We start from the raw sequence: 23,746 nt of genomic DNA on the forward strand, positions 1-23,746 counted from the left end.
CCCGCCGGACAGACTGCCCGACACGTCACCGCGTGAGTCCGGTGCTCACGACGGATCCGTCGCCTCGGCCTGCCGCGCCCGAGCAGCCGCTCCGGCTCGACTCGATCGAGCCCGTCGCCCACGCCCGGACGCATGGCCGCGATGACGGAGACTCGACCGTCACCGGTTCGTGTCACAGCACTCTTCTAACCTTCACGACGACTCACCGGCTTCGGCGACCACCGACATGCCCCGTATGACGGCGAATGCCCCCAAGAGTCTGTCGTTGGTCCCGCTGGAGTCGTGAGCGGGGATCGGCGTGGCTGAGCTGCCAGGCGACAGGAGCGAGCCATGACTCCCGTCATGGCGACCGACGACGACGCCGCAGATCGCCGCGCCTGCCCCGCGCAGCTCCGACAGCAGGGACCGAAGACGGGCTCCGTAGACCACTAAGGAGCGGCAATGCCCGAGACGGCTCTCGCGCAGCCGGACGACGACACGTTCGTCGTACCCGATTCCTGGCACGCGTCGATCGATCCGCGTCGCGGCGCCGTGCATCGTGCCGCCGAGGTCGATCCGCGCAGTGCCGAGCAGGCCCGCGGGCTGATCGAACGAGCGAGCAGCAAACTGGCGACCACGCTCGACGATCCGAGAAGCCCTGCCGACCTCGTTGCGGCGGCCCGCGCGGCGCTGGCGGGAGAGCCGACCCCGTTGGGCGTCGCCACCGTCGCGGCCGTGGTGAGCAAGCCCGAGACCTACATTCTGGGCACCACCGCCGACGCCGCGTTCGCCGATGCCTGGACCCACGAGCACGGCATCGTCTTCGCCGCCGAGGCGGCGTGCCTGCTGGCCTGCATCGTGGTCGGGGGCGGCGGTCCGCGGCGGGAACCCCTCTACCTCAAGGGGATCTCCTTCTCGATGACGGCGGAGGAGGCGGAGCACAGCGTGTGGCGGAGCGTGTCATCCGCCCTACCCGTCCTGGCGCGGGTGCGCGCGTTACTCGCCAGTGCCGATGAGCGGGACTACGAGACGGCGACCGAGACGCTGTCCACACTGCGCCGCGACTTCCCCGGCCGCGACACCACCGCCTATCTTCTGCCGACCCGAACCGACTGGGTCGACGAGGCCTGCGCGGCGACCACCCGGTCGGAATGGAAGCTGCTGATCCGATCGGTCTCCACCGAGCAGCAGCTGACCACGCTGGCCGCCCGCTACGCCCCGGCCATGCTGCTGAGAGACGAGGTCGACCTCACGACCGTCGTCGCCACGGTCGGGTCAACGGCGACCCCGGTGCTCGCGGCAGCCCTGGCGAGTGACAGCAGGCAGACCGAGAAGGAACGGGAGCGCCTCGTCGAGGCGGTGGCACTCCTGCCCACGGATCAGGCCTTCGATCTGGTGGCGCTGCTGGGCGAGCGGCACAAGCCGCATCCCCGGCTGCGCCCGATGATCCGCCGAGCGCCTGCCCGCGCGCTGCGCAGGCTCGCTGCGATGGCGACGACGAGCGAGTCGCCGAAGGCGGACATCGCCGAAGAGCTGCTGCGACGACATGTCGTGACGACGGGGTCCGTCGTCGACGCGATGCTCCCCGAGCTGCCCGCCGCGAGCCGCGCCCTTGTCGAGTCCATCCTCGCGACGACCGCGCCCCGACCGGCGGTCGCACCCGACTCGGCGCTGCCCACCCTGCTCGTCGACCCCCCGTGGCACCGACGACGCACCACCGATGCACCGGTGGTGCTGAAGAATCTGACACCGCCCGACCCCGTCGTGTCCTGGGCCGACGGCGAGCAGCAGGCGTGGGCGGCGACCCCGTTGCCGCCAGGAGAACGACGCTGGGACCCCGACACCGACTGGCCCCACGAGGTCAGGCAGCTGCGGACCGGGCGACTCCGTTCCGATCAGGAGGCGGCCTTCTTCGTTCAGGCGCCCCTGGAACTGGCGGCCCCGCTGCTGCCGCGCTGGCACTTCTCCAGACGGCTGCCAATCGACATGGTGCGGCTGCTCGCGGCCAGATTCGGGCAGGCCGCCGTCGGGCACGTCGTCGACGAGATGCGTGGGCGCTCGGAGTTCGACTCGACGCTGCTGCTGCCCTTCGTCGACGTGCGAGTCGCCGAAGTGGTGGCAGGCTGGCTGCCGCCCCGCACCTCGATGCGCGCGTTCGCCCTGACCTGGCTGGACCGGCACGGCCTGGACGCCGTTCGTGCCCTGGTTCCCGCCGCTTTCGGCAAGGCGGGGACGAGACGCTCCCATGCGCAGGAGGCGCTGCGGGTCGCCGCCGCAGCACGGATCGAGGAGGCCGTCACGGCGGTCGAGGCCGAGTTCGGCGGGCGGGCGGCCTCGGCGGTACGCGGGCTCCTGGAGACCAGTCCGCTGGACGAACTGCCCGACCGGCTGCCCGTGCTCCCCGACTGGCTGGAGCCCGCGCTGCTGCCTCCGATCCTGTTGCGCGGGCAGGCAGGCGCACTGCCGACCTCGGCGGTCGAGCATGTGGTGACCATGCTGGCGCTGTCCCCGCCGGGCAGGCCGTACGCAGGCGTCGAGGTGGTCCGGCAGGCCTGTGATCCGGAGTCGCTCGCGGAGTTCGGCTGGCAGCTCTTCCGGGAGTGGCGACGAGACGGGATGCAGGCGGCGGACGGCTGGGTGCTCACCGCACTCGGCGGGATCGGGACCGACGAGACGGTGCGGCGGCTCACCCCGCTGATCCGGGTGTGGCCCGGCGAGTCGCTCCATCACCGGGCGGTGGACGGCCTGGATGTGTTGGCGGGCATCGGCACCGACCTGGCACTGACGCACCTGCACGCCCTCGCGCAGAAGGTGAAGTTCAAGGGGCTGCGTGCCAAGGCGGAGCTGAAGATCGCCGAGGTCGCGGCGGCACGTGGGCTCGGCATCGAGCAGCTCGCCGATCGGCTCGTCCCCGACTGCGGGCTGTCCGCCGACGGCAGCCTGGTCCTCGACTACGGCCCCCGGCGGTTCACCGTCGGCTTCGACGAGTCGCTCACCCCGTTCGTCCTCGACGAGAGCGGGAAGCGGCGCAAGTCTTTGCCCAAGCCCGGTGCCCGCGACGATGCCGAGCTTGCCCCCGCCGCGTACGCCCGGTTCGCGGCGATGAAGAAGGACGTCCGGACCCTGGCCGTGGACCAGCTCCGCAGGCTGGAGCGCGCGATGGTCGCGGGGCGGCGGTGGAGCACGGCAGAGTTCCACGACCACCTGCTGACCCACCCGCTGGTCTGGCACCTGGTGCGCAGGCTGCTGTGGCTGATCGAAGAGGGCGGAGCGGTCACCGGATTCTTCCGCGTCGCGGAGGACCGGAGCCTGGCCGACGTCGACGACGAGGCGGTCCTCCTGCCGGCGGGCGCGACCGTCGGCGTCGCCCATCCGCTGCACCTGGCCACGACCGAGGCCTGGGCCGAGGTGTTCGCCGACTACGAGATCACCCAGCCGTTCCCGCAGCTGGGCAGGCCGGTGCATCGGCTGACCGAGGCGGAACGGTCGGCTCGGGAGCTGAGTCGATTCCAGCGGGGGCGTGCCGTGCCGCCCGCCACGATCCTCGGCATGGCCTCGCGCGGCTGGGAGCGCGCCGAGCCGCAGGGCAACGGGGAGATGCCCTGGATCTCGCGACCGGTGCCGGGCGGCAGGCGGGTGGTGATCGAACTCGAACCGGGGCTCTCCGCCGGAGACCCGGGCGCGATGGGCGATCAGACCCTCGAACGGATCTGGTTGACCGAGGGCTCGCCCCAGCACTGGTTCCACGGTCGGGAGGGCAGCCTGCCGTTCGGGGAACTCGACCCGATCACGGCCTCCGAGCTGGTCACGGAGTTGACGGGCCTCACCGAGGTGCCCGAGTAAAGGGAGCGGGTCGGCCTGACGGGGGCCTCGATCAGCCTGATGTCGGCATCGTCCGCGTCCGGCGGTCAGGCCGCCGGGGGCGGGCGCACCGGGTGTGCGTCGCGGATCGCGCCGTCGGAGTCCACCGTGACCGCCACTCGACGGCGCGTCTGCTCGAAGTCGACCTCGAGAACCAGCCTGCCCGGGGCGCCGTCGCCCGGCCGAGGCGCGACCATCCCGAAACCTGCGGCACCGAAACCGTCCACATCGGACCTATCGGCGTCGGGATCGGCGACGGTATCTCCTACGTCGAGCGCGCGGAAGACCAGGTCGACGATCCGATCGGCACCGACACCTGCCTGCTCGAACTCACGGATCTGGTCGGCGTCGAAGCCGTTCCCCGAGCGGGATTCACCGTCCCTGGTCCGCAGCCAGACGATTCTCCCGTTGCGCAGTCGAGTCATCCGGAGCACGCGCTCGGGGTCGATCGGCGTGCCGTTGCGACGCACCTCCGCGATCCAGCCGGGATATCTGGTCTCCGGATCGATCGTCGTCCCGGCAGGCACGGCGGGCGGGGACGGTGCGGGCTCCGTGGACAGGCCCGCGACGGCGGCGGACGACACACCCGCCTCGCCGATGCCGTGGCCCGCGACGGCCTGGCAGTAACCGTCGATCAGCTCCCGCACCTGGTCTAACAGCAGGTGGGCGGCTCGGAGGTCGTCTCTGGCCGCGTCGGCGTGCTGCGCGACCTGCTCGACCTGAGGTTGCGTGGAGCCGATGGTGGCGGAGCCGAACAGCGTGGCACCCGCGACGATCGCGGCATCGGCCTCGGTCGTCGCCTGGAGGGCCTCGGTCAATCGGGCGTGTGCCCGCCGAAGCTGCTCGACGACATCGGCGACCCCCAAGTCAGCACTCCTCACTGCTCGCGCTGCCCCCATGGTGCCGTAGACCCCCTGGTCCACGCCGGCCTTCCGGCCGGTTCGGCACCGTAATCGTGTGATCTCGTTCGTCTCGGCGTGACCATCTCAGCCCGCGACAGCCCGGTGATGAACCCGAATCGGACGTCACCCGTCTGGGTTAACGTCTCGACATCGTTGACCAAGGAGGACCCGTGAGCACCGCTGAGACGCCCACACGAGACGACGAGGCCTTCCTCGTCCCCGAGGAATGGGCGACGCGGATCGACCCGCGTCGAGACGGCAGACTTCGGCCGTCGGTGGCACTGGATCGGGGCGCACGGGCGAAGGTCAAGCGGCTGCTCACGAAGGCGGAGAACGCCCTGACCACGACACTCGACGCGGCGGGGCAGGGTGACGCCGAGCTGGTGGCGGCGGCCGTCGGGCAGCGGGCGGGCGAGCCGACCCCGCTGGGCGCGGCGGCCGTGCTGGCGATCGTCGCGACCACTGTGGAGTACAAACGCATCGCGAGTCTGACCGCGTTCGCCGACGTCTGGACGAAGGATCACGGGGCCGCCTTCGCCGCCGAGGCGGTCGTTGAACTCGCAGGCATCCGGGTGGCATCACGTGACCAAGGTCGCGGTTCCTCGTCGTCGTGGGACCTCCGCCGCCGCTGTGCTGACTTCGCGCTCGCGGCTGCCTGGCGGGGCGAGCCAGTGGCACGCCGGGTGCGGGCGCTGCTGTCCGCGGCCTCCGACGCCGACTACGCGGCGGCTCGAGACGCACTGGCGACACAGCTCGGAACGAAGTCCGACGCAGCCCTCGCCGGGGAGTGTTCCGACGCCGCCGCGCCTGCGGAGGTTCGGCCGGCGGACTGGATGCGAAGCCTGGTCGCGGCCTATCTGCTTCCGAGCGAGGTGGATCGCGTCACGGCACTGTGCGCCGCACCGTGGATCGCGGTGGCGCTGCCCACGCAGTGCGGGCTGGTGCTGCGCTCGGTGAGCACGGCGGAGCAGCTCGCGGCGCTGCCGCTGACGGACCCGGGGGAAGTGAGCGTCCTGCCGATCAGTGCCGAGGACCTCACCACGCTGGCGGAGCAGCTCGGGCCGGGCGTGGTGCCCCTGGCGACGACGCTGTTGGACGTCCCGGACAGCACGGGTCCCGACGAGCACGCCCTCCTCGACCTCCTCGCCGGGCTGCCCGGCGACGCGGCGTTCGACGCGGTGGCCGCCCGGCTCGGCCGCAGGCACGCCTACGCGGCCGCGCTGGCCGCGACGCGCCGAGACCCCGAACGGACCTGGCGGCGGCTGCCCGTGATCGCCGCAGGCGGCCCGATCGTCATCGACGGCGAGGAACACGACCCGGCGGCAGGCGCGGCCCGCCTGCTGTGGGATCTCGCACCGGCCGAGCACACCTCGGCCGAGGACACGGCGACGGGCTCGGCGGACCCGTCCCTCCACGAGGCTCGCCGCGCCGCGCTCACCGCCGTGCCTCGGCCTGCGGACCATCGACCGTCTGCCACCGACGCCGAACTGCCCGCTCTCCTCGCCGAGCCGCCGTGGCGTCCGGGGGGAACGGCCGTCGAGCCTGCCTGGCTGCCAGTCCATGCGCCTGCCGATCGCGGCCCGATCTGGCGGCCGGGCGAACGCGAGGAATGGGCCGCGACGGAGACGGGGCCCTCCCCGCTGGGGCCGGACCCGGACTGGGAGGCCCTCATCACGTCCTTCCGCAGCTATAAGCTCGAGCCCGGCTCGGCCGTCGCGCTGTTCACGGAAGGTCCGATCGAGTTACTGAGCCCACAATTGCGGTGGTTCCGCCCCCAACCGGCCGGGGTCGACCCGGGGTGGCTGCGGCGACTGGCAGCCCGACACGGGGGCCTCGTGGCCACAGCAGTGCACAGAGGGGCCGAAGCCGCACCGCACACCCACTCGCCCGCCCTGCTGCCGTATGTCGATGTCCGCACGGTGGGTCATTTCACGAAGATCGCGGCGAGTGGTCCTGCGCTGGCCGAGGCCTACCTGGATCGGCACGGCACGGTTCTCGTCCCGTTCCTGACGTACCTGGTGACCACCCAGTGGCACTCGGAAGGGCATCCAGCTCGACCTACCGCCATCGAGTGGCTGCGCCGCCTCGCCGCGCGCACGTCGACGGCCGAGGTCGTGACCCAGGCGCAGGCGTGCGGTGATCAGGCGGCGGCGGCGATCGGCGAGCTGCTGGCCCTGCACCCCCACGACGTGCTTCCCCGTCCCGTGCCGGTGATCGGCGGCTGGGTGGACGCCGCGCTGCTACCCCAGATTCTACTGCGCGGCGGAGACCACGCCCTGCCTGTCGATCTCGTTCCCGCGCTGCTCGCCTGTGTCGGTTCCGCCGGTCTCCGCCGGGAGTACGCGGGCCTGAAGGTGATCGAGGAGACCTGCGATCCGGCCTCGCTGACGCGGTTCACTCTCGCGTTGTTCCAGGACTGGCTCCCGTCCCGCCGATCGTCCGACTCCGGCTGGGTGTTCGCCATGCTCCGGTACTTCGGCGACGACGAGGCGGCGCGGATGCTCGCCCGCAGGCTCCCGCACTGGGCGAGCTACGGCGAGCCCACCCTGGCCGAGGGCGGATTGAGCGTGCTGTTCCGAATGGGAAGTGACACCGCGTTGCGGCTGGTCCGAGAGATCGCAGAAGCACCGAAGCCCGCCTCGCTCAAGAGGTCGGCCGGGTTCACGTTGTCGGCGGCGGCACGCGATCGAGGTCTGGACACCGAACAGCTCGCCGATCGGCTGGTGCCGGACCTCGGGCTCTCCGAGCAGGGCACCCTGGAGCTGGACTACGGCTCCCGCCGGTTCCTGGTCGGCTTCGACGAGGCGCTCACGCCGTTCGTCACCAACGCCGACGGCACCGCTCGCAAGTCCCTGCCCACACCGGGCGTGCAGGACGATGCCGAGCTGGCGGCCGCCGCCCGGCGGCGGTTCACCGAGCTGAAGAAGTCGGTGCGCAAGATCGCCGCCGAGCAGGTGCGACGGCTGGAGTCGGCGATGATCGGCGGGCGCCGGTGGCGACGGTCGGACTTCGAGGCGCTGATACGGCATCCGGTGCTCGTGCACCTGGTCCGCAGGCTGGTGTGGCTCGTCGAGCGAGACGGCCGGGTGGTGGCGACCGTACGGGTCGCCGAGGATCGCACGCTGGCCGACGTCCACGACGACGTCGTGGCGATCACGGCGACGCCCGCCGAAGCCGACGGCGTCGCGTCCGTCGGGACTGACTCCGACGGCGAACCGAGCCTGATCGCCGTGCCCGCCGACGTATGCTTCGCGATCGCCCATCCCCTGCACCTCGGTGCGGCGGCTGCCGACTGGGCCGCCGTCTTCGCCGACTACGAGATCACGCAGTCGTTCCAGCAGCTCGGCAGGCCGGTGTACGAGCTGGCCGAGGAGGAGCGGGCGGGCTGGGACCTGTCGCGGTTCGAGGGCAGGCAGGTGCCGACCGGCCGAGTGCGGGCCTTGGAGCGGCGCGGTTGGACCTTGGAGAAGCCCGAGGCGGGGACTCGCGGCTCTCGAACGATCATCTCCTCGACGATCGGTCGGGTCGGCGTGAGTCTCCGGCTCGATCCGGGCTTCCCCATGTTCGACACCCCGGAGCCGGTGCAGGAGCTCAGCAGAGTCTTCGCCTGGGCAGGATCCGGACTGGGCACGGCGGGGAAGCCGACCCTGGGCGATCTCGACCCGATCGAGGCCTCGGAGCTGCTGGGTGCGCTCACCGACCTGACCGCAGTCGCAGGCTGACCTCGGCGGCGCCGCGCCGGCCGCAGCGGTCCACCGCCGATCGGCGGCTGCGGCCGGCAGGCAAGGTCACTCACCGCCGATTCGCCCGACCACATCGACCGACCCGAGAGAGACCCCCGACACCGATGTCCCAGGACAGCCTGCAACGACCGCCCGCCGAGATCCGGCACGCCGACGAACTGACTCGGCTGCGCGCCGAGGACACCAGGCATCGGCCGCCCGGCTGGGCGCTGAGCCTGTCGGCCGCCCGCCGGTTCATCGTGGGCGACGAGCGCGCCCGCATCAGCCGCAAGTTCGTCGGTGACCCCTCGCTGATCGATCGCGCCCTGGTCACACTGGCCACCAGCCGAGGCCTGATGCTGGTCGGCGAGCCGGGCACGGCGAAGTCGCTGCTCTCGGAACTGATCGCGGCCGCGGTCTGCGGCGAGTCCACGCTGACCATCCAGGGCGGCGCGGCCACCACCGAAGACCAGATCAAGTACTCGTGGAACTACGCGATGCTGGTCTCCGACGGCCCGTCGCCCCGGTCGCTGGTGCCCGCGCCGATGCTGCGCGGCATGGCGGAGGGGAAGATCGTCCGCTTCGAGGAGATCACCCGCTGCCCGCTCGAAGTGCAGGACTCGATGTTGTCGCTGCTGTCGGAGCGGGTGGTGGCCGTCCCCGAGCTGCCGGGGGCGGACTCGATGGTCTTCGCGCGGGAGGGTTTCAATGTGATCGCCACCGCGAACACCCGCGACCGGGGCGTCAACGAGATGAGCGCGGCGCTCAAGCGTCGATTCAACTTCGAGACCGTGTTCCCGATCGCTGACCTGCGCACCGAACTGGACCTCGTCGAACGCGAGGCCACGAACCTGCTGCGCCGATCCGGTGTCGAGATCGTGCCCAGCCGGGACGTCCTCGAAGTGCTGGTGACCACCTTCCGCGAGCTGCGCAACGGCAAGACCGCGCAGGGCCAGTCGATGGACCGGCTCTCCACCGTGATGAGCACGGCAGAGGCGGTGTCGGTCGCGCACGCCGTCGGCCTGCGCGGCTGGTTCCTCCGAGGCGAGGAGGGCAACGCCGCCGACGTCGTCGAGTGCCTGGCGGGCACCGCCGCGAAGGACGGCGGCGAGGATCTGGCTCGGCTGCGACGGTACCTGGAGCAGCAGGTGCCGAAGAAGTCCGGCGGCCCGCAGTGGCAGGCGTTGCACGACGCCCGGCACCTGCTGCCCGGCTGATGCCCGCCACCTTCCTCGGGGTCCGCCACCACAGCCCGGCCTGCGCCCGGCTGGTCGCGTCGACCATCGCATCGCTGCGGCCGGCGATCGTGCTGGTGGAGGGGCCTGCCGACGTCAACGACCGGCTCGACGAGCTGCTCCTCGGCCATCAGCTGCCGATCGCGATCTTCAGCTACTACCGGGACGCCCACCGAGCGCAGTCCTCGTGGACGCCGTTCTGCGAGTACTCGCCGGAATGGGTGGCGCTCACCGCCGGTCGCGCACAGGGCGCCGAGGTCCGGTTCATCGACCTGCCCGCATGGCACTCGGCGCTGTCCGACCGCCGCAACCGCTATGCCGACGCCGAGACCCGCTACTCCGCCGTCGTCGACGAGCTGTGCCGCCGGTTCGCCGTCGACAACGTCGACACGCTCTGGGACCACCTCTTCGAGGCCGAGGCCGACGACGGGCTGGCAGACCGGCTGGCGGCCTACTTCGACCTGCTGCGCGGAGAGCCCGCCCTCGGCGCGGCCGCCGACTCGGGCAGCGGTGCTGCCGAGGCGGGCGGAGTGGATGCCGCCCGCATCGCCGAGGCGGGCGAATCGGACACCGCCCGCGAGGCGTACATGGCCGAGTGGGTGCGGGCGGCGGTCGCCGAGGCGGGCGACCGACCGGTGCTGGTGATCACCGGCGGCTTCCATCGGCCCGCGCTGGTCGCCGCCGCCGCGACGCCGGGCACGAGCACCGAGCCGCCGGAGATCCCCCGCCCGGCCTGCGACGCGGTGAGCGGCAGCTACCTGGTGCCGTACTCCTTCACCCGGCTGGACTCCTTCGTGGGCTACGAGGCGGGGATGCCGTCACCGGAGTACTACCAGCGGCTCTGGGAAGACGGCCTGGATCGGGCGGCCGAGACGGCGATGGCGGCGGTGATCGAGCGGCTGCGGAAGCGCAGGCAGCCGGTGTCCACCGCGGACCTGATCGCGGCCAGGGCGGGGGCGGACGGGCTGGCCCGGCTGCGCGGACACCGCTCCCCCACGCGGACCGACATGCTCGACGGGCTGGTCACGGCGCTGGTGTCGGAGGACCTGGCGCATCCGCTGCCCTGGACGACCCGTGGCCTGATCGCACCGGGAACGCATCCGGCGGTGGTGGAGATGGTGGCCGCGTTGCGCGGCGACCGCGTCGGCGTCCTGCACCCCGACACCCCGGCGCCGCCGCTGGTGGCCGCCGTGTTGGCCGAGCTGGAACGGCACGTCCTCGTCGACGGCATGGTCACCCTGAACCTGGTCGAGGACGGTGACCGGGAACGCAGTCGGGTACTGCATCGCCTGCGGGTGCTGGGAATTCCCGGCATCGAACGGACCGCCGGGCCTGCGACCGGGGCCGATCCGGTCGCCGAGGAGCGCTGGGAGCTGACGGACGGCGAGCAGCGGCTGACCGCGTTGATCGAGGCGGGCGCCTACGGTGCCACGCTCGTCGACGCCGGGACCGCGCTGCTGACGGAGCGGGCGGGCTCCGCCGGGTCCGATGTGGACGAGCTGGCCGCCGTGCTGTTCGACGCGGCGCTGTGCGGGCTGGCGGAGTTGACCGAGAGCGTCATCTCCTCGGTCGAGGCCGGGGTGGCGGGGGCGACGGATCTCGGTGCGCTGGGCCGGGTGCTGGCCACGGTGCTCGGGCTGTGGCGCCATGACCGGCTGTTGGGCTCGGTGCGCAATCCCTTGTTCGGCGCGGTCGTCCATGGCGCCCTCACGCGGGTGTTGTGGCTCGCCGAGGGAATCCAGGCCGGTCCGGCGCCCGCCGACCTCCCCCGGATCGCGGCCGTGGCCGCCGCCAGGGACGCCCTGCGGCACGCCGAGGTCGAACTCGACCTGGACCGTGCCTCCGCCGTGGCGGTGATGCGCCGGATCAGCGTGGACGACGCGGCGCCACCGGACCTGCGCGGCGCCGCCGTCGGCTTCTGCTGGTCGGTGGACGGCGGCGTCCGCGATGCGGGCGGCGCGGCCAGAGCGGCGGCCCGGCCGCACACGCTCGGCGACTGGCTGGCCGGGCTGTTCGTCCTCGCGCGCGACGAGGTGCTGACCGACGGCGAGGCGGATCGAGGATCCGAGGTCGATTCCGCCGGAGCCGACGGTGCAGGCCGCTCCGATGTGCTGAGCGTCCTGGACGAGATCGTCGCCGCGATGACCGAGGACGACTTCCTCGTGGCACTGCCCGCACTGCGCGGTGCCTTCGAGTTCTTCCCGCCGAGGGAACGGGAGACGATCGCCGAGGGTCTGCTGGCCCGGCGGGGAATGCGCGGTTCGGCACGGGGGCTGCTGCGTACGACGGCGGACCCGCTGGTGATCGCGGAGGCCTCGGCCTTGGAGGCGCGCGTGTCCCGGCTGTGTGCCCGCGAGGGCCTCGTCTCGGCGGAGGGGCGACGATGACCGAGGAGAACCCGGATCTCCAGCGCTGGCGGCTGATCCTGGGCGCCCCGGCCGAGAAGCACACCGGGCCGCCCGTCGGCGACGGTGCAGGCCGCGACGAAGCACTGAACTGGCTGTACGGCCGCGACCCCGAACTGGCCCGGCGCGGTGTCCGGCGCGGCGGCTCGCCAGGGAGCCGGGAGGGCGGCGACGGACCGTCCGTGCTGACGACAGTGGACTGGCTGGACGCGGTGCACCGACTCTTTCCCCGGGAGACCGTCGAACGACTACAGCGGGACGCCGTGGAACGCTTCGAAATCCTCGACGTCGTCACCGACCCCGAGGTGCTGGCACGGATCGAACCGAGTCAGAGCCTGCTTCGCGCGGTGCTGCGCACCAAGCACCTGATGAATCCCGACGTCCTGGCCCTGGCCAGGAAGCTCGTCGAGCAGGTGATCCGGGAGCTGATGGCGAAGCTGGCCACCGAGGTGCGGCAGTCCTTCACGGGGACCAGGGCTCGCAGGCCCAGCCGCTTCAAACAGGCTCGGAACTTCGACTTCCGGAGCACGATCCGCGCGAATCTGGGGAACTACCAGCCGGAACAGCGGAGGGTCTCCATCGAGGAGCCTCGGTTCTACTCTCGCACCCGCCGCGCGATCGATCAGTGGCAGTTGGTCCTGCTCGTCGATCAGTCCGGCTCGATGGCCGGATCGGTCATCCACACCGCCGTGACGGCAGCCTGTCTGTGGGGCCTGCCGGGGCTCAGGACGCACCTCGTCGCCTTCGACACCTCGGTGGTCGACCTGACCGACGACGTGACCGATCCCGTGGAGCTGCTGATGAAGGTGCAGCTCGGCGGCGGAACCGACATCGCCAAGGCGGTGCGCTACGGGGCGGGCCTGGTGGACAACCCGCGTCGCTCGATCGTCGCGGTCATCACCGACTTCTACGAGGGCGGGGACGCGCATCAGCTGATCCGCACGGTGCGCGCCCTGGTGGAGCAGGGCACCGTGGTGCTGGGCCTGGCCGCGCTCGACGAGGACGCGAACCCGAACTACGACCGGACGACGGCCGGCCGGCTGGCGGACGTCGGAGCCCAGGTCGGCGCGATGACACCCAGTCAGCTGGCGAACTTCGTCGCGGAGAGGATCGGCCGATGACCCGCTCCGACCTGCTGGCGCTGTCCACCGAAGCACTGGCGGCGCTGGCCAACCGAGGCCTGGTCAAGCGCGCGGCCAAGGACTTGGACGCGGGCGTCGTCCCGGCGGTGACGCTCGACGCCGACGGCACCGTGCACGGTCGCTTTCCCGACGGCGTCGGGACGGCGCTGCCCGGTGGCGTCGGGCTGGACGGCGCGCGCTGCGACTGTGCCTCGATCTCGATCTGCCGACATCGGATCGGGTTGGTGCTGGCGTATCAGCGGCAGGCGGGGGCGGGCGACGACGGGGCGACGGGGGCCGAGCCGACCGGGGCCGGGGTGGCGGCGGCTGGTTCGGCCGGCCACGGCGGCGCGACGACCGACGTGGCGAGCGAGGTGGGCGTCCTGACAGCGCAGGCGGTTCCCGACGCTCCGACCGCCACGGAAGGCCCGACAGCTGGCGGAGACGCACGAGAGCAGCCTGCGTCTCCAGGGTCGACGACATCCGGAGACCCGAGGGCTCGGGAGGACCCGGGAGATCCGGTGGCCGGGGACGCCGACCCGGCGGGCTCGGTGTCGGCGACCACCGCGCCCAGGCGCGCCCAGTGGTCCCCCGGCGACTTCGAGGACGAGGCGGTGCGCGAGCTGATCGGCTCGCGGGCGATGACCACCGCCCGCCGCCTGCACCGGGCGGGCTATTCGGCCAGAGTCCGCCGGTCCACCGAATCCGATCCGGTGGCTCGGGTCGAGCTGGCCTCCTGCACCGTGCGGTTCCTGGTTCCCGGCGAACCTGCCTATGTGCACACCGACGCGGCCGGGGCAGACCGAGGCGAGTTCATCGCGCTGGCCGTGTGGGCCTTCCGGGCGGCCGACGAGCGAGGGCTGACCGAGGACGACGTCCGGCTGGACGTCGGCGACCGGGCCGACACCACGACCTCCGGGATCGAACCCGCCCTCGCACTGGCGGACCGACTGCTCCTCGACGGTGCCATGCATGCGGGGCCTGCCTCCATCGCCGAACTGCGTCGCGCCGCCGCGACCCTGCAGAGCAGGAATCTGCACTGGCCCGCCGCCACGCTGAGCGAGCTGGTGGAACAGCTCACCGCCTATGCCGATCGCAGCGCTCACCATCGGAGCCTGCGGGTCGCCGAACTCCTCGTCGAGCTGCATGCCCGGCATCGGGCCGTCGTCAACGGCGGCGCCAGTCCGCGCTCGCGCGTGCTGGGCACCGACGAGCCCGCCAAGACTCCGTTGCGGCGAGTCCGCCTGACGAGCCTCGGCGCCAGGGTCACCGGTACGGCCGCCGACCGCACCGTGGAGGTGTTCCTCGCCCACGTCGACACCGGGACGGTCCTGGTCCTGCGCCGCCGGTACGAGGTCGCGGAGGGCGAAGAGCTGACCGGACACGATCTGGCGCCGCGACGGGTCGCGCGGGCGTCGCTACGGGCGCTGGCCGCCGCCGAGATCGTGTCGGAGACGGCATCGCGAACCGCGGGCAGGCTCCTGCACATCGCGGACGGCCGGGTGGCCAGGACGACCGTGCTGCCGCTGGGCACCGCGTGGAACCGCCTGCCCGATCCGCTGGTCATCGACGACTTCGCGGCGGCGGCACGAGCGCGCGAGGACCTGCCGCCCCGGCTGATCCGGCCGCGCGTCGAGGCCGAGGACGTGCACGTCGTTAGGGTGGCTCGAGTGGTCGAGATCGGCTACCACCCCGGCGACCAGCGGCTGGATGCGGTGATCGCCGATGCGGCAGGCACCCCGATGACCGTCTCGGCGGCCTACCGCACCTCGGCCCCCGGTGCGCTGGACGCGCTGGCCGAGGCGCTGCGCAGGCAGGACGGCGACGACCTGTCGATCAGCGGCCTGCTGACCAGGGTGCGGGGCGGGCTCGTCCTGGAACCGATCGCCGTGCTGGTCGGGCCGGACGTGGTGCTGCCCGATTTCGCGCCGGGCGACGGCGGGTCCGCGCTGGCGACGGCGATCCACACGCGGCCCGCACCACTGGACTCGGCATTGGAGACGGCGCTCCTGGTGCTCGCCGAGGCCGCCCATCGTGGTCTACGGCATCCCACGCCGGGCCTGCGCCGCCGGATCGAGGATGCGGCGACCGGTCTGAACCGGGTCGGCCTGCGTACCGGAGGGGCGTTGACGGCCGAGTTCGCGACCTCGCTGGCGGCCGAGGATCTTGTCGCCAGGGCCGAGTCCTGGCTGGCCGCTCACCTTCGCCTGCTGGTGACGACCGAGATCCGGTGACGACGGGCCGGATCGTGCCCGGTGCGGGTTCCTCGCCGAGCCTCTTCTGGTCGTCGCCGGGCGGGGCTCTCTGGTGGCGGACCGGGACTCGGACGAATCGCGCAGCCGGCCGGGCCGCCTGCGCGGGGCAGGAGGACCCGACCGCGTGCTCGGTTTCGCGGCGGCCGTGGTTCCCCGGCCGACCTCCCGCCAGGCGACGCGCGCCGGCTGTGGCACCAGCTCCTCCCGCGCTTGATCGGCACCGCCGAGGACGGAATGCGCGACACCGGGCTCGTGCTCCACCCTGTCCCGAGGCGATGTCGGGTCACGACAGGCGAACTGAGCGATCCCGGGCACGTCGAGCGAGCGCGGCGACGAGGACCGCTGCACAGCCACCGGCTGCGAGGGCCGCGTAGACGAGGATGAAGGCGACACCGGCAGGCGAGGTCGACGTGAAGATCAGCGCTGTCAGTGCGGACCGCCCACTCAGGTGATCCGCGCCCGCTGATCGACCAGCACCGCCTGGGTTCGATTGGCGCAGTCGAGTACGAGCAGGATGCGCGAGACGTAGCCCTTGATCGTCGGCTCCGAGAGGTGCAGTCTCCGCCCGATGGCGGCGTTGGTGAGCCCCTCGCCCATGAGGGTGAGGATCTCCCGTTCTCGTTCGGTGAGTCCGTCGAGCAGCCGCACGGCGGCCCGTCTGCGCTCGTCGGCGGCGGCGGTCGGCCGGAGCAGACCATGCATCGCCTGCGAGGAGAGCACCGCGTGTCCGTCGGCGGCGACGCGGACCAGGTTGAGCAGGTCCTCCGGCGGAGTGGTCTTGGCCAGGAAGCCCGCCGCGCCCGCACGCAGCGCGTCGAGGACATGGGCGTCCGAGTCGAAGGTGGTCAGGACGATCACGGCGGGCGGCTCGGGGAGGGCGCGCAGGTGCGGGAGCGCGGTGAGCCCGTCGACACCGGGCATCCGCAGGTCGAGCAGGACGACGTGGGGCCGTCCCCGTACCGAGGCCTCCACGGCCTCGGCCCCGTCGTGCGCTGGCGCGAGGACCTCCACATCGGCGCCGTCGGCAAGGATCGCGCCGAGATAACCACACACCATCGGCTCGTCGTCGACGACGAGGACCCGGATCACCCGACCACCCTAGAGCCTGTCGGTGCTCCCTGTTGTCCTGTTGCGTGGGGCAGGCGGCGATCTGCGGCGTTGTCGTCGGTCACCAGGACTTCGTCCTGGCTCCCTCCGGGCGCCGTGCAGCTCGTCCACGGCGATCCCCGCTCAGGACGGAGCGGGATCGACGACCGACTCTCAGCCGGCGGTTCCGACCCGCCGGGTGTGGCCGATCCGGCTGTCGGCAGGGTTGCCGACACCCGGAAACCGCCGTCGGGCAGCCTGCCCGCGCGGAGCGTGCCGCCGAGGAGCCCGACCCGGTGCCGCAACGCGGCCAGGCCCCGGCCCGACCCGGTACCGGCCAGCCTCGCCTCGGCGTGCTGGGCGCCGGTCGGCTCCGCAACGGCCTGCCCGGCGCAGGCTCGCCCGGCGCCGTTGTGGTCCGCCCCTGCCGATCCACCGCTACTCACCTCGACAGCGCCGGGTTCGGCACCGCTCGACCCGACGCCTGCCCGCCCGGCGTCACCCGGCTCGACCTCCGCCCGGCCGGTGCCTGCCGGGCTCGCATCGGCCTCCTCGACGCCGGGCCGGACCCCGCCCTCAACGCGGGTCTGCTCGACGCCGGAGCACCCGACCTCAGCCCACTCGGCGTCGCTCGACCCGACTGCGGTGTCCCTGCCTGCGGCCGCCGCGCCGAGGCTCTCGCAGGCGGAGTGCTCCCCGGCACCGCGCTCCGCCGCGCCTGCCGCCTCGGCATCGCCCGGCCCGCGACGATCCGGCTCGGCGAGCCTCGGCGTGCCTGCGGCGGCGAGGTGATCCGGCGCAGTGGCGACAGCGGTCCGCCCCGGCGCGGCGGTGCGGATCTCGACCCGCACGCGATCGGAGTCGTACCGGAGTTCGACCCGGACCGCCGCGCCCGCCGCGTGCTTGCGCGTGTTGGTCAACGCCTCCTGCACGACGCGCGCCACGGCCCGTCGCACGGCCAGCGGGACCGCCCTCGGCTCACCGTCTCGGTCGAACCGCACCGACGTCCCCGCCGACTCGGCAGCCGCGATCAGGTCCTCGACGTCCGGGTCCGGTGCGACGCCGCCCGCCCTCGGTCGAGGCTCGACGGCCGACCGGGCAACGACGTCGTCGGCCGCCGGATGTCCACTGTGGTCGAAAGCCGTGTCGGGGCCGGAATGCCGGACTTGATCGGCATGCAGCAGACCGAGGAGTTCCCGCAGCTCGTCGAGGGCGGCCACCCCGTGTTCCCGGACCACCCGAGCCGTTGCGCGGCTCCGCTCCTGGTCCGGAGCTCGCCGCAGCGCGTCGGCGGCCAGGACCATCAGGCTGACGCGATGCGTGACGAGGTCGTGCATCTCATCGGCCAGGCGCGTCCGTTCGGCCTGCCGGGCCGAGGCCAGCGCACGACGGTGGTCGCTCTCGACTCGACGGGCCTGCTCACGCAGCGCGGCCACCAGCCGCTCCCGCGTCGCGAGGAACGCTCCCAACAGTCCGGGCAGCACGGTCCGCAGCACCCCGGAGACCACGGTGCTCGTCGACGGCTCCCAGACCCGGACCGCCGCCAGCACCGCGACACCGATCACACCCCAGGCCACCAGGACGTCCGTACCCCGGCCGCCCTGCCTGGTCGCCATCCCCGACGCGATGAGGATCGCCAGGGGCGGCCATGGGTTGATTCCGCCGAAGTAGCCCGCCGTCTCACCCATCTCGCCGGTCCAGATCGGGAGCAGCACGGCGACCGCGGCCGCCAGGGTCGCGGCCGCGACCGCCCGAGGTCGCAGCAGCACGGCCAGGCTGCCCGCCAGCTGGACCGCCGCCGAGTACCAGCACACCAACGCCTCGGTGCTCTCTGCCGCGCCCGCCGCCGCGGCGAGCGGAACGGCCGGAGCAGCGGCGGCGACCAGGATCAACGCGGCGACGACCCGCGTCCGGGAGCGGTCGAGCCAGCCCCCGAGCCCGGTCGGTCGCCGCCGGGCGGGCAGACCCGTCACTTCCGGTTCCTCCTCATCGGTGTCGGTCGGCCGATCGGTGGCCCGGCCGTCGTCGATCGTCGCGCCGAACAGGCTGTCACCCGGCGGCCCACTCGCGGCAGGTCCACCTACGGCAGGCCCACTCCCAGCGACCCCATAGCCGGCAGGTCTACCCGCAGCAGGCCCACCCCAAGCGAACCCATAGCCCGCAGGCCCACCTCCAGCGAGCCGGCAGGCGTCCGGTCCACCGACAGCAGTCCACTAAGGACATTCTTGTCCACTTGGGACGGCTGGCGGAGAAGCCGATCCTCCCCGATGAGCCCGCAGGCGGCTGGTTCACCGGCTGATCACCGCGACCCGGCCGACGTTCGGCGGCCGACGAGCCGGCTCACCGTGGCAGACCCGCAGGCGGCGGGCCGCACTCGGACGTCGTGATCCGGACGTGCGACTGCCGGACACTGGGCGACCACCCGCGATCGACGCCGGGGTTCCTCGCACGCCGTCACCCTCGCCCGACACCCCGCCGACCAGCCGAGCACACCTCGTCACCCGGCCGCTCCGCAGGTCCGGAACGGCTGCTCCCCGCGACAGTCCGTGGTGCGGCCGCCAGAATCCGCCAACCGAGACACGAGCATCACAGACGCCTCGCCCGATCCGACAGCCGCCGAACGGTCCCGAACACCCGGACGAAGGTCGCGGCCTGCCGCCGTCCATCATCCGATCGTCGGGACGGCGGTGACCGATCGCCCGGTGCGGCGGACGCCCGGCCTGCGCTGCACTGAACGGGCTGTCCGTCCGCCGGTCGAGATCGACCGCGCCGCCGAGAGGAATCCCCTTGTCGAACACCCGTCTTCACCCCGATCGCCGACGTCGCCGCCTCGCGGCGTTGACCGCCGGGCTGATCCTCTGCGCTCCCCACGCCACCGCGAGCGCCACGACCGAGGCAGGGGCGCCTGCCGACCGCGCGACCATCGAGGCAGAGCTGGCCCGCATGGTCGAGGCGGGCGCACCCGGCGTCGCGGTCACCATCGCCGACGGCGCGCGACGATGGCAGGCCTCCGACGGCCTCGCCGACCTCACCTCGGGCACGCCGATGCCTGCGGAGTCGACGTTCCGCGCGGCCAGCCTCACCAAGAGCATGGTCGCGGCCGCAGTACTCCGGCTCGTGGACCAGGGCAGGCTGTCGCTGGACGACACCCTCGACGAACTCGTGCCCGGCCTGGTGCCAGAAGAGGACGTCATCACGGTCGAACACCTGGTGCGGCACACCTCAGGACTCGCCGACTACACGGTCACGCTGGAACAGGAGACGCCCGCCGAGTACGGGAGTCGCACCTTCGCGCCTGCCGACCTCGTCGAGATGGGCGTCGCACTCGGTGCGGTCGGCCGCCCCGGCGAGGCGTTCCATTACTCCAACACCGGATACGTGCTGCTCGGCATGATCGTGGAGGCGACCACCGGACAGCCGCTGCCCGAGGTCCTGCGGGACGAGGTCTTCACACCGGCGGGGATGGCCGACACCTTCCTGCCCAGCACCGAGCCCGGACTGCCCCAGCCTCATCCGACCGGCTACGTCGTGCTCGACGGGCAGCGGCACGAGGTCACCGAGATCAATCCGTCCTTCGCCTGGGCCGCCTACGGAGCGGTGTCCACCGCCGAGGATCTCCAACGGTTGTTCGCAAGCCTGCTGACCGGCGGGCTGCTCTCCCCCGAGCTGACCGCACTGCTGCGCGAGACCGTGCCCACCGGCCACGAGCTGTGGCCCGGTTACGGGCTCGGCATCGAGGAGATGACCACCACCTGCGGCGTTCGGCTGTGGGGGCACACCGGCAGCATCCCCGGCTACACGACGATGTCCTTCGCGACCGACGACGGCGCACGGCAGGTGAGCGTGCTGTTCAACCAGCAGGATGTGAGTCCCGACGCGGCGCTGATCGCGATCGGCTCAGTCAACATCGTCAATCTCGAGATCTGCGGCGAGCCCGCCGTCGACCTGTCGGAGTCGCCGACGACGTGATGCCGCCCGCTGTCCACTAGGCGCGGCGGACGCTGGCCGACAGCCGGTATCCGCCGCATCGCCGGACCAAACCCGGCTCAGGACGATCGACGCAGCGGCAGCATGGTGGGCACCGGATCGCAGGTGAGGAAGTCACGCACGATGCCGGTGCCCACCGCAGGCTTCTCGACCAACAAGAGGTGCGAGGTGCCGGGGACGACGGCCAGTTCGGACTCGGCGACACCCCGGTACAGCGCAAGCGTGTGCTCCAGTGCCACCAGGTCGTCGTCGCCGGTCATCACCAGGGTCCGGCTGCCGACGCCGCCGAGGTCGGCCGCCGTGAGCGTCGGGCCGGCCGCCGAGCAGCGCGCCATCTTCTCGGCCACCACGGGAAAGTGCTCGATGCCGTCGGGCGACACCTCGCCGTAGGAGTCGACCACGTCCTGCGGCATCTCGCCGTCACCGTCGAACGACACGGCGAAGCCGTCGCGGTGGAACACACCACTGACGAGGACCAGCCTGCGCACCAGGTCGGGACGACGCAACGCGACCAGCAGTGCGACGGCGGCGCCGTCGCTGTAGCCGACCAGGTGCGCGGGACCGCCGACGACGGTCGACAGGAAGCCGATCGTGTCCTCGGCCATCAGCTCCAGGGTGATGGGCCCCTCGACGTCGGGGGTGTGTCCGTGACCCCGCCGATCCGGGCTCAGGACCCGGAAACCGTCGGCGAGCGCGTCGAGGTTGCCGTGGAAGTCCCGTGAGTCGCTGAACCCGCCGTGCAGCAGAACCACCGGCTCACCACTGCCGTGCTCGTCGTACCAGGTGCGCACGCCGTCGATCTCGCTGTACTCCGCCATGTCGTCGGCGATCCTCTCGTCGTGGGGGGTGCGGGCTGACGTCGCGCCGGTTCGGGGCACCGACTCGACAGACACCGCAGCCGAACAGGGCTGCCCCGGCGGGCAGACACCCGATGATCGGCGCCGACCGTCGACGTCGCAGCCCGACACGACACCGACCGCCGCCGGGATCGGTCGGCGGCGCAGAGCGGCAGCCGCCCGACGCGGCGCCGTCATCCAACCCGAGGCCACCGACAATCGGCCGGTCGCATCGGGCACACGACAGCCGGCCAGGACCGCCGTCCCCGTCGTCCGCCTCCGAAATTGCTCCCCACCGGCAACGGATCTGCCGTGCGGTCAGATCACGGGATCGGGGCGGACCGCGCGACAGAACGAGTCCGCAAGCTCGGTCGCGGTGCGCAGCCGGGCAGCCTCATCGGGGCGCCCGCCTGCCGCAGCCTCGGCAAGCACCTGCACGGCGATCGGCCCGATGAATAAGACGATCGCCTGCCGCAACCGCATCGGCCGAATGGCGCCTGCCAGCCGATGCCCCGCGAGCCACCGGGCGAGGAGCAGGCTGACGGCGCGGACGCAGCCGGTGCGCACGTAGCGGGCCAGCCCGCTGTCCGGCCGGGCGAGCGCCTCGGTGAGCAGCGCCGGAATCACCGGCATTCCCAGCACCGCATCGACCACGGCCGAGTAGACGCGCAGAACGGCCCCGCCGAGGTCGGCAGGCGGTTCCACGAGTGCGACGGAGATCCCGGCGAGCGGGCTGTAGCGGGCGAACGTCTCGATGAGCACCGCGTCGCGTCCGCCGACCTGCACGTGAATGGACTGGACACTGCACTGTGCCCTGGCTGCCACATCGTCGAGCGTCACCGCGCCGACGCCCCGTTCACTGATCAGCACGGCGACGGCGTCCACGACGCGGTCGGCCACCGGAGGCCGCAGCACCGAGCGTGCCCCCAGTTCCATCAACGCGGCATCCAGTTCACGTCTACTGCCGATCCGGCGAAGCAGCGTCGACCTCGACACGCCGAGCAGCACGGCCAGTTCGGTCAGTCCGAGAGACGACAACGGACCTGCTCGCGCCACGTCGGCGCGACGCAGCAGCTCCACTGCGGTCCTGACGAGCTGGCTCATGCCGTGAGGGTAGGAGAACGCCGTCACGAAAGTAGGCGAACGGGGGAAGCCGAACGGCCGAACGGCCCACACCTCATCGTGCAGCATGCGCACGGCCGTCAGCCCGGTGGCCGGGGCGCGGCTGCTGCTGATCATCGCGCTGCGCATCGCCCCGAGACACGACAGACTGCGCTTCGCAGGCAGCCTGTCGCGGCGACGACGAGCGCATCCGAGAGACCAGGAGGAATCGTGAGCAGACCGACTCTGGTGACCGGCGGGACCGGCACACTGGGACGCGCCGTGGTGCGACGGCTGCAGGCCCGAGGCCACGCGGTGCGGGTGCTCAGCAGGCGACCGCAGTCCCCCGATCAGCCTGCCCACGACCGGGTGGTCGGGGATCTCGCGACCGGTAGTGGCATCGCCGAGGCCGTGGCGGGGGTCGACACGATCGTCCACTGTGCGACCACCTCGGGCCGAGGCGACGTACAGGCGACCCGGCGGCTGACCGAGATCGCGCGGGACTCCGAGCATCCCCCGCATCTGATCTACGTGTCCATCGTCGGCATCGAGACCGTGCCGCTGCCGTACTACCGGATCAAGCTGTCCTGCGAGGGCATCGTGGCAGGCGCGGGGGTGCCGTGGACGATCCTGCGGGCCACCCAGTTCCACGATCTGGTGGCCCGACTGGCCGCCGTGCAGGAACGGTCGCCGGTCGTCCTGGCTCCCGCCGACGTCGCATGTCAGCCGATCGACGTCCGCGACGTCGCACGCAGACTGGTCGAGCTGGTCGAGACCGGGCCCGCCGGGCGAGTGCCGGAACTGGGCGGTCCGGAGGTGCTCGGTCTGGCCGAGTTCGCTCGACGCACCCTGGCCGCCGAGGGCAGGGCTGCCCGGGTGGTGACACTGCCGGTGCCCGGCGCGCTCGGGCGCAGCCTTCGCGCGGGCAGGCAGCTGACGCCGAGACATGCCGTCGGAGAGATCACCTTCGATCGATTCCTGGCCGACCGTACGGCCTCGACACGTGAGGGCCCTCGCTGACCGCGCCTCGGTCGGCGGCCATGGTCGGACCGCCGCCCCGCTCGGCAGGCCGGGCGCAGGCATCGGCGCGCTCGCGTTCCGCCCGCACGTCGGGTTCGCCCTGCGGCGGCCCAGACCGGGCGGCGGCCGAGGGCGCCATCGACGCAGCAGTCGGACCAGGCCGCGAATGATGCGCAGCGCCCGACTCGACGGCGTCGCCGGGCGGCGGCACTCGGCGGCGACGACCGCCGAGCCGT

At 72.4% G+C, this 23,746-nt stretch carries 14 protein-coding genes; 9 read left to right on the top strand and 5 right to left on the bottom strand.

The window, feature by feature from the left end:
* Positions 1 to 441 precede the first annotated feature (441 nt).
* The gene (locus tag UA74_RS19970) at positions 442 to 3,822 is read left to right on the top strand and encodes a DUF4132 domain-containing protein (protein ID WP_075765132.1); all 3,381 of its coding nucleotides are present in this window, start codon (positions 442 to 444) and stop codon (positions 3,820 to 3,822) included.
* Between the two features lie 65 nt (positions 3,823 to 3,887).
* Here the strand turns inward: UA74_RS19970 and UA74_RS19975 are convergent, their stop codons facing one another.
* Positions 3,888 to 4,706, bottom strand: coding sequence for a hypothetical protein (locus tag UA74_RS19975; protein WP_157442287.1), 819 nt, complete (start codon positions 4,704 to 4,706; stop codon positions 3,888 to 3,890).
* Between the two features lie 206 nt (positions 4,707 to 4,912).
* On the opposite strand from UA74_RS19975, the gene UA74_RS19980 reads away from it, so the two are divergent.
* From UA74_RS19980 to UA74_RS20000, 5 genes are all read left to right on the top strand, one after another.
* Complete coding sequence (locus UA74_RS19980) at positions 4,913 to 8,464, top strand: DUF4132 domain-containing protein (RefSeq protein ID WP_075741628.1); 3,552 nt, start codon at positions 4,913 to 4,915, stop codon at positions 8,462 to 8,464.
* Between the two features lie 125 nt (positions 8,465 to 8,589).
* Positions 8,590 to 9,681, top strand: a complete 1,092-nt coding sequence (locus UA74_RS19985) for an ATP-binding protein (RefSeq protein WP_075741629.1) — start codon at positions 8,590 to 8,592, stop codon at positions 9,679 to 9,681.
* On the top strand, positions 9,681 to 12,086 hold the full coding sequence (locus UA74_RS19990) for a DUF5682 family protein (protein WP_075741630.1): 2,406 nt from the start codon (positions 9,681 to 9,683) through the stop codon (positions 12,084 to 12,086). Before UA74_RS19985 ends, UA74_RS19990 begins: the two co-directional genes overlap by 1 nt.
* Positions 12,083 to 13,225: a VWA domain-containing protein gene (locus UA74_RS19995; RefSeq protein WP_075765136.1), complete on the top strand. Its 1,143-nt coding sequence runs from the start codon at positions 12,083 to 12,085 to the stop codon at positions 13,223 to 13,225. Before UA74_RS19990 ends, UA74_RS19995 begins: the two co-directional genes overlap by 4 nt.
* Complete coding sequence (locus tag UA74_RS20000) at positions 13,222 to 15,459, top strand: hypothetical protein (protein ID WP_075765138.1); 2,238 nt, start codon at positions 13,222 to 13,224, stop codon at positions 15,457 to 15,459. Before UA74_RS19995 ends, UA74_RS20000 begins: the two co-directional genes overlap by 4 nt.
* 465 nt (positions 15,460 to 15,924) lie before the next feature.
* Here the strand turns inward: UA74_RS20000 and UA74_RS20005 are convergent, their stop codons facing one another.
* Both UA74_RS20005 and UA74_RS34320 read right to left on the bottom strand, forming a co-directional pair.
* Complete coding sequence (locus tag UA74_RS20005; RefSeq protein ID WP_075741633.1) at positions 15,925 to 16,569, bottom strand: response regulator; 645 nt, start codon at positions 16,567 to 16,569, stop codon at positions 15,925 to 15,927.
* Positions 16,566 to 18,539, bottom strand: coding sequence for a histidine kinase (locus UA74_RS34320; protein ID WP_075765140.1), 1,974 nt, complete (start codon positions 18,537 to 18,539; stop codon positions 16,566 to 16,568). The genes UA74_RS20005 and UA74_RS34320 overlap by 4 nt, the downstream gene beginning before the upstream one ends.
* A gap of 814 nt (positions 18,540 to 19,353) precedes the next feature.
* Here UA74_RS34320 and UA74_RS20020 point away from each other — a divergent pair.
* A complete protein-coding gene (locus tag UA74_RS20020; RefSeq protein WP_157442288.1) occupies positions 19,354 to 20,535 on the top strand; it encodes a serine hydrolase domain-containing protein in 1,182 nt (393 codons plus the stop codon).
* A 77-nt stretch (positions 20,536 to 20,612) separates the two neighbouring features.
* Here the strand turns inward: UA74_RS20020 and UA74_RS20025 are convergent, their stop codons facing one another.
* Positions 20,613 to 21,371 (bottom strand): alpha/beta fold hydrolase, encoded by a 759-nt coding sequence (locus UA74_RS20025; RefSeq protein WP_075744015.1) that lies wholly within the window; start codon positions 21,369 to 21,371, stop codon positions 20,613 to 20,615.
* A gap of 336 nt (positions 21,372 to 21,707) precedes the next feature.
* Positions 21,708 to 22,493: a TetR/AcrR family transcriptional regulator gene (locus tag UA74_RS32200; RefSeq protein WP_157434322.1), complete on the bottom strand. Its 786-nt coding sequence runs from the start codon at positions 22,491 to 22,493 to the stop codon at positions 21,708 to 21,710.
* 85 nt (positions 22,494 to 22,578) lie between these two features.
* Between UA74_RS32200 and UA74_RS32205 the strand changes: the two genes are divergently transcribed.
* Together UA74_RS32205 and UA74_RS32210 are read left to right on the top strand one after the other, a co-directional pair.
* Positions 22,579 to 22,725: a hypothetical protein gene (locus tag UA74_RS32205; RefSeq protein ID WP_157434323.1), complete on the top strand. Its 147-nt coding sequence runs from the start codon at positions 22,579 to 22,581 to the stop codon at positions 22,723 to 22,725.
* Positions 22,722 to 23,510, top strand: coding sequence for an SDR family oxidoreductase (locus tag UA74_RS32210; RefSeq protein WP_075765146.1), 789 nt, complete (start codon positions 22,722 to 22,724; stop codon positions 23,508 to 23,510). Before UA74_RS32205 ends, UA74_RS32210 begins: the two co-directional genes overlap by 4 nt.
* The last annotated feature ends 236 nt before the right edge of the window (positions 23,511 to 23,746 follow it).

Source organism: Actinoalloteichus fjordicus, assembly GCF_001941625.1.
In the GTDB taxonomy this organism is placed as follows: domain Bacteria; phylum Actinomycetota; class Actinomycetes; order Mycobacteriales; family Pseudonocardiaceae; genus Actinoalloteichus_A; species Actinoalloteichus_A fjordicus.